Annotated in this window: 7 protein-coding genes; 4 read left to right on the top strand and 3 right to left on the bottom strand. The window is 40.5% G+C overall.

The features are described 5' to 3' along the window. Positions 1–149: 149 nt before the first annotated feature. From WA1_RS35150 to WA1_RS35160, 3 genes are all read right to left on the bottom strand, one after another. The gene (locus WA1_RS35150; RefSeq protein WP_017745955.1) at positions 150–1478 is read right to left on the bottom strand and encodes a hybrid sensor histidine kinase/response regulator; all 1329 of its coding nucleotides are present in this window, start codon (positions 1476–1478) and stop codon (positions 150–152) included. Then, a complete protein-coding gene (locus WA1_RS35155) occupies positions 1475–3970 on the bottom strand; it encodes a CHASE2 domain-containing protein (RefSeq protein ID WP_081403004.1) in 2496 nt (831 codons plus the stop codon). Before WA1_RS35155 ends, WA1_RS35150 begins: the two co-directional genes overlap by 4 nt. 164 nt (positions 3971–4134) lie before the next feature. Further along, complete coding sequence (locus WA1_RS35160; RefSeq protein WP_148662835.1) at positions 4135–4896, bottom strand: DUF928 domain-containing protein; 762 nt, start codon at positions 4894–4896, stop codon at positions 4135–4137. Positions 4897–5765: 869 nt separating this feature from the next. Here WA1_RS35160 and WA1_RS35165 point away from each other — a divergent pair. From WA1_RS35165 to WA1_RS35180, 4 genes are all read left to right on the top strand, one after another. Next, positions 5766–7034, top strand: coding sequence for an NF038122 family metalloprotease (locus tag WA1_RS35165; protein WP_272819303.1), 1269 nt, complete (start codon positions 5766–5768; stop codon positions 7032–7034). Positions 7035–7571: 537 nt separating this feature from the next. Beyond that, positions 7572–10058, top strand: coding sequence for a two-partner secretion domain-containing protein (locus WA1_RS35170; RefSeq protein WP_272819304.1), 2487 nt, complete (start codon positions 7572–7574; stop codon positions 10056–10058). A 243-nt stretch (positions 10059–10301) separates the two neighbouring features. Continuing rightward, a complete protein-coding gene (locus WA1_RS35175) occupies positions 10302–12008 on the top strand; it encodes a TonB family protein (RefSeq protein WP_017745949.1) in 1707 nt (568 codons plus the stop codon). A gap of 51 nt (positions 12009–12059) precedes the next feature. Next, the gene (locus tag WA1_RS35180) at positions 12060–12455 is read left to right on the top strand and encodes a VOC family protein (protein ID WP_017745948.1); all 396 of its coding nucleotides are present in this window, start codon (positions 12060–12062) and stop codon (positions 12453–12455) included. Positions 12456–12475: the final 20 nt, after the last annotated feature.

The following is a 12475-nucleotide window of genomic DNA, read 5'->3' on the forward strand; positions in this document are numbered from 1 at the left end:
CGAGCAATTACCCGTGAATGTCTAGAGCGCCAGTACAGTAATCCCAAAAACCCGGTTTCTTCAAATTGAGCATCTAAGATATCAAGCTTGACCACAGAGAGAAATCGGGTTTTTGCCCTCTTTTTGAATACTGTATCGGCGTGCTAGATTTATTCCTTGTCATTTATAGGAAGTTCAATTACAAATTCTGTTCCTTGTCCCAATTTTGAAAAACAGGAAAGTTTACCTTCATGCCTTTGTTCTATAATTTCTTGAGAAATAGATAATCCCAAACCAGTTCCTTTACCTACAGCTTTTGTAGTAAAAAATTGTTCAAATATTCGTTCTTTGATTTCCTGTGGTATTCCCGGTCCATTATCTTTGATGGAGATAATCACAGAAGTGCCTGTGCTATTTACTGATGTAAAAATATCAATAATATATTTAATTTCTTTTTCTGATTTTAAAGCTTTTTTAGCAGCTTCATCAATAGCATCTATAGCATTAGAGATAATATTCATAAAGACTTGGTTGAGTTGTCCGGGGTAGCATCTAATTTTTGGTAAATTTTCATATTTTTTAATAACTTCAATACCAAAACGATTTTTACTATTTTGCAGGCGGTACTTTAATAGTACCAGGGTACTATCAATACCTTCATGAATATCAAAAGAGGTTTTATGGAAAATATCAGAACGAGAAAAAATGCGTAAACTATTACTAATTTTACTAATACGTTCTACACCTTCATTAACAGATGATAGCAAGTTGGGGATATCTAGAATCATTTTGTCTAATTCTATATCGATCGCATCTTCCACAATTTGCTCTACTGGATTAGGATAGTATTTTTGATAAAGTTTTAAATGATAAATGAAATCGGATAGAAAATTTTCAAGATAGTTCAAGCTTCCTTCTATAAAAGTCAGGGGATTATTAATTTCATGGGCAACACCAGCTACTAACTTACCGAGAGAAGAAATCTTTTCATATTGCACTAGCTGAAGTTGAGATTGATGTAGTTCTTGTAGCACTTGAGAAAGTTTTGCTGTCCGTTCTTGCACCCTCTTCTCTAACTCCATATTCTGGATTGCAAGTTCTTGCGTCAACAAACGTAGCTTTAAATGAATGTTAATTCTGGTTATGACTTCTTCTGGTTGAAAAGGTTTGGTAATGTAATCTACGGCTCCTAAAGAAAGACCTCTGACTTTATCAACGGTTTCTGAAAGAGCCGTCATAAAAATTATGGGTATTTCTTGAGTGATAGAATTTCCTTTAAGTATTTGGCAGGTTTCAAATCCATCGATTCCTGGCATCATAATGTCTAATAAAATCAAGTCAGGCTGGGCATATTTTGCTTGCTCAATAGCGCTTTCCCCGTCAGTTGCAACTAAAATCTCCCATCCCATATTCGCAATAGCACTACATAAGACTTTGAGATTTTTGGGATTATCATCAACAGCTAGGATAATGGCATTTTGACAACTAATAGAATTCATAAGATTTCACCCTGAAAAGATTTAATAAATTCCCGAATATTCTTGATTTGGAAGTTGTCAGCTAATTGACGAACTTTGTGAGTAAACGGGAAGAATCGATCATCTAATCGATCTAACTCATCTAATAAAATCTCTATACCTTGAATGTTCCCTCTCATAGCAAAATCCAACAGTTTGTTCAGTTCTGCTGCTGGTGGGGCTATGAATTCAGTTTTGGAAGCAGCAGGGGTTGAATAAGCAGAATAATAATTTTTCCATTGCTCATCTAAATTTTTAGCTTCAATACCCATCTTATTTTTATCTTGGACTACTGGGTCTCTATTGATGGAGCGCTCGACCATTAATAAGTCTATATCTAACCAAAATTTACTGCCAACGCCCAAAATACTTTCAACTTGAATTTTACTTTCCATTAACTCAGCCAATTTACGGCTAATTGCTAACCCCAAACCCGTTCCTTCAGTTTTTTTCTTGTTTTCGCCAACCTGCTCAAAAGGCAAAAAAATCTTTTCTATGTGTTCTGATGTTATCCCCACTCCAGTATCTTCGACTTGGAATCGCACGCGAGCGATAGGGGAACCACTGCATTGTAAAGGTTCTGGTGACTGGGGTAATTGGGAAGAATCTTCAAGAGTCTCCAATCCCCAGTTCTTAATCTCTAGGATTTCTACTTTGAAAGTAACTCCTCCTTTTTCAGTAAACTTAATTGCATTGCCTAGTAAATTAATTAAAATTTGCCGCAACCGTTTTTCGTCAGCGCAAACAACCTCTGGAAGTTGCGGCTCTATTTGGTAAGTAAAAGATATACCTTTTTGGACAGCACTAATACGACACATTTCCGCTACTGCTATTAAAAAAGACAAGAAATGAAAATCACTCTTGTACAGTTCTAGTTTGCGAGATTCGATTTTTGAGAGATCTAAAATATCGTTGATTAGATTTAACAAGTGAGAACCGCACTGATAAATAATGTTGAGACCATCCGTCTGAGGTTTTGTCAGGTTTGGAGAACGTTGCAAAATTTGTGCGTACCCTAGAATACCATTGAGGGGTGTCCGCAGTTCATGACTCATATTTGAGAGAAATTCGCTTTTGGCGTGGTTGGCAATATCAGCAGCGATTTTGGCTGCTTCTAATTCTTTGGTGCGCTCTTTCACTCTTTGCTCAAGAGTGCGAGAATACTCCTGTAATTGCTTGTTGGCTTCTGCTAATTGGAATTTTTTATAAAAGTTGGTTGTAACAATTGCACTACCAATCAGAGCCAGTAAGGGTGAAACTGAAGGAATCCACCAACCTATAAGAAACATCAAATAGGCAGTACTTAAGATAATGGCTATTGCAAATGTCATTCCTATAATCAACAACCCAAAAAATTTTTGTAGACGGTTAGATTTGAGATACAGCAACTGCCAAGTTACACTACTACTCACAAAAGACCAGCAACAAACCCACAACCATTCACTATGGTAAGACCACGTTTTCATCAGAGGTCGTCCATTAAGAGCAGCATTTATCATTTGACTGGTCAAATTAGCGTGAAGCACCACTCCTGGCATTGGAACACCACCATGGAGCAATGCATTTTTCCTGTAACCCACATAAAGCTCGTCACGGATACTCTTAGCTGTCACGCCTATTAAAACAATGCGATCGCGTATTCTTTCGGGAGCGACAGAACCATTCAGGACTTCTCTCAAAGATACTGTATCAAAACGCTCAAGAGCACCTCGGTAATTCAGTAATATTTGGTATCCTCCAATATCTGCTCCTCGGTAATTGAACTCTGTACCTTGAAGAGGTGTAAATACTGCTTTACCTAACTGCAAAGAATCCCCATTCTTGTCTAGAGGTTTCAAGGAGATACCTTTTTTGCGTTCCAAATACATTAGGCTTAAGCGAGCCGCTAACCCCAAAACAATTTCGTCTTTGTCATTGCCAGCAGATAGCAAACCTCGTCTGACTTTACCATCTGTATCTTCAACCCAATCAACAAGAGCAACTTGGTCTTGTTGCGATAAGATGGGAGGTGGCGGTACTTTACGGACTCCAGCCATTTTCATAACACCAATTAGGTTTGGTGTAGATTTCATAACTGCTACCAATTTCTCATGACCTGGTTTGACAGCCAGATTCCGATAAATATCTAAGCCAATAACAGCTGGTTGGTGTGCTTTGATCTCGATCAGCAAATCAGCTAAAACAGTGTCAGGAATCGGCCATGCACGGACTTGGGATATATCTTGTTCTTCAATAGCGACAATGAGAATGCGCTCTTCCCTTGGTTCCAAAGGCCGCAAAGTATAAAATCCCTCTAGGATCTGCCACTCCAGTAGTTGGAACAATCCAGCTATTCCTCCAGCAATGACGCCAACAGCCACACTGGAAGACGCGATCGCTATATAACGACAGCCTCCCCTAAACTCTCCACAGATGGGTTGAGACTTCCAGAATATTGAGACACGTTGAGTAATGGTTTTCCAATTGAACAGCATTGTGTTGACCAGTTACCAGTGACCAGTTACCAGTGACCAGTTACCAGTTATGTATACTGTAGAAGCTCTTGATTTATCTATGAAAAAAATTAATTCATGATTCAAATGCTCTACTTTTAGGTAGGCGATTCATTGGTCACTGGTCACTGGTCACTATTAAGTTATTAATCCCAATAGGTCACATAAGTCGATCGTTTTGCCAAAGGTGCATTGGCGATCGCATTCAAACCTACAGCATTTAACAGTTGTTGCCAAGAAGCCTTTATAATCGGGTTAAGAGGCTCAGCTTGCCTTAATTTAGCAAGTTCAAAAATAGTATCATACCAAACACCATGTTTGGCTAAGTGAGAAGCCAATTCTAGAGAAGGAGACGACCTGCTTTGATTTTTTAAGCCGACAGGGTATTCAATTCGTTGAATCCATCCACTGACCAGTGGGCTATCTGGCTCTAATTCAGATGAGCAAATCATTGCCAAGGACCATTGATAATTTTTACCTGTCTTGATTCCGGGTACGGAGTCAGGGAGTTTGATTGCCATCACTCCCGGTTTTTCAGGTAAATTGATGGTTGTTTGGTAGTGGTTTATGGCTTGCTCATCTTGTACGCCGAACAATGCTTTTTTGGCGGTAGTCGGCGGGATGTAGACCAATATTGCCGGACGCTCTTTTACAGTCAAACCAATTCCGCTTGACGGTAGTAAGGCGGTGACCGAGGCTGTAGACCCTACTTTTTCAGCCATGAGGCAGTTGTTACCAGATCGAGAAGCTCCTCCTGTTGAGTGCCTTGGTGCAGGTAGCCGTGGAGGTCTGAAAGTGACTACTTGAGCAGCCTCTAGCCTATCCCACATAGGAGTAAAAAACAACAACATCAACAGGGCGCTTCCCAAGAGGCAGAATTTGAGCACAGAGTTACGCTGATTTGGCATATACTGTGATGTCCTTTTGGAGTTTTTGAGAGGGTTAGGTATTAATATTTAAGGCTTATGTACCCTGCGATTAATAAGATACACTGAATTTTAACATTTTACTATCATTTAGGTATTAATCTTAACACCATTAGCAGGTATTTTTGCAAAAATTTTCAATCATTTTTTTAAAGGTAAATTTATTTTTTTAAAGAAAAACAGTCATCTTACTTTTTTTAAAGAAAAACAGTCATCTTAAATTATTGCATAAGATAAAAAATCCCTATCTTCCAGATAGCGATTTTCTGAGGTTTAGTCTTTCCTCAAAGCTCGATCCAATAGGATTGCTATAGCAATTTCCTTACCAAGATTTGCTTTGATGCTTGAGTTATATTTAGACGAATTCGGTTATCAAAATCAGTGGGTTCGTCGTCTTTGCTGAGTATTTGTCGTTTGCTATAGTACTTTAGTTCTACATTGGAGTTTTGTATCGGTAACTAGTCTAAAGTGCAGTCAGTATATTTACCAGTAAAATAAAATCCGGTTACATTAATGTTCTAAAGTAAGTGTAACTGTATTTACATTGCATTAATGTAGCAGGATAGTCAGTTAAAAGATTTTCATGACCCGAAAAACAAAACATTTCTGGATTGGTTGCAAACTTAACTATGAAAAGCATTAGGAATCACAAGTCTCTTATCTACGGTCGTAGAAATAGAATAAAGCCAGATACTCATTTTAGAAAGTGGTTTTTGCTACTCCCATTACTTTTCTGCATTGCGGTTATTGGTAACTTAACACTAGCACAGGCAAAAACTACATACACTACTAGATCGACAACAAACACAAACATCCAGGTATATTACGGAGCTGAGATTACTTCAACACAAATGATTGCAACGGAAGTAGCAGCCAAGCTATGGTCAGAATTTTTAGCTGATGATGTTACCATCAAGTTGTTTGTGACAACGACCAGTCAGATGCCTAAAGGTGTTTTGGGAAGCGCAACAGGAGAGATGTTGTTACCCCAAACTTCATACCAAGACTTTCTCTCTAAATTTTCTGTAGATAAAAAATCGCAGAATGATAGAACTGCCTACACCAACTTTCAAAAAGAAGAAAATCAAGATGTTTCTGAGTTAAATGTAATGGTTAACGATCGCTTAGTATCAGGTATTGATGACATCAACCTGGCTAGTGCTAATGCCAAAGCCTTAGGAATACTTTCCAGCAATAATCCCGATTATGACGGTCATATTGTCTTAAATAAGCTCATTGACGCCTCATCAGGTATCCCATTGACATGGAGCTATAACTTTACCAACAACCAGATTCCGTCTAACACATTAGACTTTTTGAGTACGGTTGTACACGAAATGGGTCACACTCTAGGTTTTATCAGTGGAGTGGATAATCCCAACTTAAAATTGGCAATCAAAAACGAGAAAATGCTAGGTATACCCATAACAGAGTCTGATGTAGAAGACAGTATCACTCCACTAGATCTATACCGCTTCTCCAGCCAAAGCAGAAACAATATTGTACCCGGCGATCGTGGCAGCCCCAGTATCAAGGGAATACCAGACTTATCAATAGGGAAAAATTCTTTCTTCACTTTTAATCGAGGCTTTTCAAAGGTTGAGGATATGTCAACAGGAGAAGATACTACACTAGGTGGAGATGGAAACCAAGCCTCTCATTGGAAACAAAACAAAAATGCTATCATGGAGCCTTATCTAGAGGCAGGTAAGAGAGAGGCGATCGCAAGGGCGGATCTCATCGCATTGGATTTAATTGGTTGGGACTTGCGATCGGAAGCTATGTCACTAGACCAATTGGCAGCAATTTTACCAACTCTATACAATCAAGCCAAAGCTACAGCAGAAGACAAAATTGCAAATTCTTCTACTTGGATTCTGACCGAGCCTCCGCGACTTATAAATCCTATAACAATAGATGTCAACAACAGTAATGACAGTATTAACAATAATGACGATGATGACGATGATGATACTCTTCTTTCAGTGTATTCACAAGATTCTGCCATAGCAGAGTTTTGCAATAATTCGCAGAACAATAACACATCTCAATGTATAAGATGGAGGACTTTTGGTTTCGCAAAATGGAGAGAGTATTATAGAGAAATAGGTTTAAAATAAACGTGCCAGCCAAATTGTCACGAGTTTGTTACCAGAGAAGACGTAATCTAGTCAGTAAGTTCAAACGAGATAGGTCTATTTTGGCTTGAACAAGTCTTACTTAAAGCATTGGTCCGTAATCCCAGGAATCCGGTTTCTTTTAATTTAGCCAACGAGATATTAGTCTTTACGGTTCTAGAGAAATCGGATTTTTCCTCTGTATTCAATGCTACACTGGTTCCCTAGACTTAATCTCATTCCGTGCTGTACTAGTCAGGAGCGTCATTAGTCATTGGTAAGGATTTTAGGTGTATTTACATCTTGTAATGTAGTACTTTAGGGTGGGCAATACCCACTACATAAGGCTTTTGGTGAACAATACTTACCCCACGTATATCTTAAAAATCAAGTAAGATTTTTATGTATTAAATGTATTAAGCACAGTACAATGATATGTTTTTTAAGTTAACAACAATTTTACAGAAAGCCTTGTATTTATTTTTTCAAAAAAAATACCTATATCATCTTATTACTATTTCTCTGCTCTGGAATACCCCATTGCCAGCTAGAGCACAAACCGAAATAACTCCAGATGGTAGCCTACCTACCAGCATCAACAATATTGGTGAGGGAGTCTATGAAATTACTGGGGGTGGGCAACCCAACAACGGTACCAATCTTTTCCACAGCTTAAAAGATTTCTCCATAAAAGCGGGAGACACAGCCCGATTCGTTCATCCTCAAGGTATTGAGAACATTATCACCCGGATCACTGGCGGGTTGCCTTCTCAAATTAACGGCACTATTCAAACACTCATAGAAGGTACTACAGATATTGGTCGTGCCAACCTCTTCCTGATCAATCCCAGTGGTATTATCTTTGGAGAAAATGCTCGTTTAGATATAGGTGGTTCTTTTTTTGCTACCACTGCAGATAAAATAAAATTTGCTGACGGTACGGAATTTGTTGCCACCAACTCTACAGCCAATCCACTGCTCACAATTAGTGTTCCCATTGGGTTGCAATATGGGTCAACTCCTAACGGTAGTATTCGTGTCAACGGTAACGGTCACAATTTGGGATTCTCCGTTGATTCTGATTATGTAGATCGGAGTAACCGTCCATTAGGATTGCACTACGGAACCCAAACAGGTAAAAGCATCGCTTTGGTGGGAGCGAATGTGGTCTTGGATGGTGGAAATGTTACCCTTCCACAAGGGAGAGTGGAAGTTTGGTCAGTCAATAATGGTGAAGTTTCTTTAACCAACAAAAACCAACAAATACAACTTGAACCAGGGCAAGGAATTAATTACGGTAATATAGAATTGTTGAATGCCGCATCTATTGATACCAGTGGCAACAGTGCAGGTAGCATACAACTGCGAGGGAAAAACATTAACCTGACCAATGGTTCAGTCATTTTCACAGACACGATCGGGAATGGGACTCCAGGAACGCTTAATGTCTTGGCTTCTGAATCCGTAAAGGTACAAGGGATAGTTAACAATCCCAACAGTCAATATTACAGTGGTATATTTGCTGATGTTGCACCAGACGCAACAGGAAATGGCAGCAACATCACGATCGACACTCAATCCTTGCTCTTGATTGATGGGGGTCAAATACAAAGTGCCACTTATGGGATTGGTTCTGCGGGTGATTTATATGTGAAAGCGAAAGATATTCAACTGATTGGCGATTCTCTACTCGGAGCAAGTGGTCTATTTTCCCCAGTTACACCAGGAGCCACTGGCAATGGAGGTAACGTAAGTATTGAAACTGAAAGTTTAAGAGTTTTAGCAGGTGCTGAGATTACTACAACTACTTTTGGCGCTGGTAATGGTGGAGAATTAACTATCAAAGCGAATGATATAGAAGTCAAAGGTGTCGCAGAACGTACATATATTTTTACAGGTGAAAGTTTAGAAAACCCCAGTGCAATTGCAGCCGCAGTCCAAAAAATCCCAGAATTTGCCAATTCTGGCACTGGTCGGGGTGGAAATGTAAAGATTCAAACCCAAAATTTGCGTCTTGTGGAAGGTGGTCAAATAGCTTCTGCAACTCTTAGCTTGGGGAATGCTGGGAATTTGCAAGTTAATGCTAACAATGTTGAATTGATAGGCGTTAGCAAAACTGTTCGTAGTGGATTATTGGCAAGTGCTATCCAAGAGAGTGGCAATGGGGGTAATATCACGGTTAATGCCAATCAGTTAACTATTCGTGATGGGGCGACTATCAGTGTGAGCAACTTCCAGAGCCAAAACAAAGTGCCTCCTGGTACAGGGGCAGCTGGTAGCATTCAAATTAATGCCCCTTCTCTGCTCATGAAACAAGGCACAATAACTGCTGATACAAACGCTGGCGATTTTGGGAACATTACAATCCAATCGCAAAACACGCTCATGAGTCGAGGAAGTGGGATTAGTACCAACGCCCTCAACAGTTCCCGTGGTGGAAATCTTACCATTTCTACCAATACTTTAGTCGCTATAGAAAATAGTGACATAACTGCAAATGCTCAAAAAGGTTTTGGCGGAAGGGTGGTACTCAATGCCCAAGGTGTTTTTGGGAGTCAGGTTCGCCAACAACAGACTTTAGAGAGTGATATTACCGCTTCTTCCGAACTAGGACTGGAGTTTAATGGTACGGTGCAAGTCAACACACTAGATGCAGACCTTTCTCGCGGGTTAGTGGAACTACCAACAAGTTTAACCGACTCCTCCCAACGAATTGCTACAGGTTGCGCTGCAACAGCAAGAGACAATAGTTTAGTCTTTAGTGGACGAGGTGGGTTACCAGAAAATCCCGATAATACCCTACGGGGTCAGACTTTATGGTATGATGTGCGGAATTTGTCAGACTCCCAACAAGCAGAAAGCAAACCTCAAAAAATTGACAAGCTGTCTGACATAAGGCAAATGCCAGATGAAAGCATTGTGGAAGCGAAAGGATGGGTTAAGAATTCTAAAGGCGAGTTGGAGTTGGTGGCAGTAGTCCCATTAGCTACTGCAGGTTTGCCAACTCTTAGTTGTGATGTAAGGTAGATATTCGGCTAGTTTGCAAGGGTTACAAGATCCCCGACTTCTTTAAAAAGTCGGGGATCTAAACTTACTTTTAGCAAGATAAGAACATTTTCCGCAAGAATATGAAAGACAGCAGCGTAGGTCATTCGGTAATCTTTCTATATTAGGAAGAAGAATACCATTTGTACACAGCTGGGGCATACCGAAAACAATGTTAAATAGAATTTTGAGGCTGTTGTTAAGAAAATAGGACGCTAGCTCATTATGGTTAAGTCTTATACATTACAGCCAGAAAAGACAGAAGAGAGCGATCGCCTTCCTCACGATTTGCTCTTTTATCTGGTCACTTCCATCCTCCTACACGCCATCCTATTATTTGGCGTCGATTATTGGTGGCAAGTTTTTCAGCCCAATCGAGAGAAAGAACTTTCTCAACCCATTCCAATAGAATATCTTGAAGTTGCTCCTGAACCAGCAAAGACACCTCCAGAAACCTCAAAACGAGCTGCCAGAGATTCTGTTAACGGTGGCAAAATTAAACAGAAAAGTTCCATTTCTGTTACAAAATCGGCATCACCAGCAAAATCTACACCAAGCGCACTTCGCCCTCAAACCTTATCCGAACCAGAAGCAGCAACAGGATCGCCACCGCAACAATCGGCGCAACAACCAGCCAGATCGCCAAATTCATCATCTCAACAACTGCAATCTCAACCATCAAAAACAGTAACGTCTCCTGTCACGCAACCAACAGAACCTAACATTGCTCAATCTGAAGTTCCCTTCAATACTTCTCCAGAACCGCAACTTCCACAAACAAAGGAAACTCCGTCTGTTGTACCATTACCAACACCCAAACCACAGCCAATCGAAACTCCAAGCGACACAACCGCATTAACCAACAAACTCAGACAATCAACTATTGCGCGTCGCGTTCGGGCATTACCAACACCCAAACCACAGCCAATCGAAACTCCCCGTGACACAACCGCATTAACCAACAAACTCAGACAATCAACTATTGCGCGTCGCGTTCGGGCATTACCAACACCCAAACCACAGCCAATCGAAACTCCCCGTGACACAACCGCATTAACCAACAAACTCAGGCAATCAACTGTTGCACGTCGCGTTAGGATATTACCAACACCCAAACCACAGCCAAGAGCAACTCCAAGCGACACAACAGCACTGACTCGTCGCATCACAACACCCAAACCACAGCCATCAGCTTACGAAAACCTCACCCCTAAACCTTCCTTGCAAGCGCTTCGGCGTGGTGCAATCAGGGAGAAGTTCCAAGAAAATAGTCAGATCCCAGCACCAACTCCATCTGCGATACCGCTACAATCCAAACCCCAGCAAACAACTATTGCTCGCAGTACTGCTTTTTCAAACTCTAAACCCAATCAAACAAATGTTGCTCCTGCAGCTAAACCAACAAATCGATCGCAAAAACTAGCAGCAAGCCCTTCGTCTGAGCAATTGCAACCTCGGTCAATTCAAAGCACACCATCTAAAGTGAAGCCATCCCAAAAATCAGGAGCAGCAAGTCGTTTGGGCGGTCCAGTCAGTTTATCAAGTCGTAATATTGAGGAGAATTTAGCAGCCCTCACCGATTCCAATCCGAACAACCGAACTTTTGATGGTATTGATGCTCGTAAAGATGACTTGGGTCTTTATCTCGAACAATTGCAGCGACAGGTGAAGCAGCAGTGGATACCCGGACTTACCCAATATTCCCGCCGAACAGTCCTTCACTTTACTATTAGTCGTTCGGGTCGAGTCACCGGTCTCCAAGTTGCACGACAATCTGGATTCAACGCTATTGATGAAGCTGCACTGAGCGCTGTCCAGCGAGCAGCACCTTTTGCTCCTTTACCGACTACATATTCTGAAAACTATCTATCCATTGAATTTACATTTAGTATTAACGTTTATGGGCAACTTGATTTATTTATGGGGCAATAGGGACAGTGAAATAGGAAAATAAACAATGAGATTTAAGCACATGGGGTCACAATGAAAGTTGGTACAGCATACACAAGATTGCTTGTCAAAGACTGGAAAGCTTGCTTTTTGTTCTACAAAGAGGTTATTGAATTTGATGTTGCAGTGGTCGATGAAGAAGCCGGATATGCTGAGTTTAAAGCCGGAGAGATGCGGTTAACTCTATTTCGACGACAGGAAATGGCACAAATGATTCACAATGCCGATCAGCCTGCTCACGCCGAATGCCAAGACACTGTAGCTTTAATTTTTGTCGTACAAGATTTAGAAGAAGAATATCAAAGATTAAGGCATAAAGGCGTGCATTTTACTGCCGCACCTATGAATAATCCTTATTACAACCTCAAAACAGCTTATCTTCGAGATCCAGACGGCACTCTCATTGGTCTGTACCAATATTTAGTGTAAACTACACCAGGAATTTAATA

Origin of the sequence: Scytonema hofmannii PCC 7110, assembly GCF_000346485.2 — a bacterium.
Taxonomy (GTDB): Bacteria; Cyanobacteriota; Cyanobacteriia; order Cyanobacteriales; family Nostocaceae; genus Scytonema; species Scytonema hofmannii.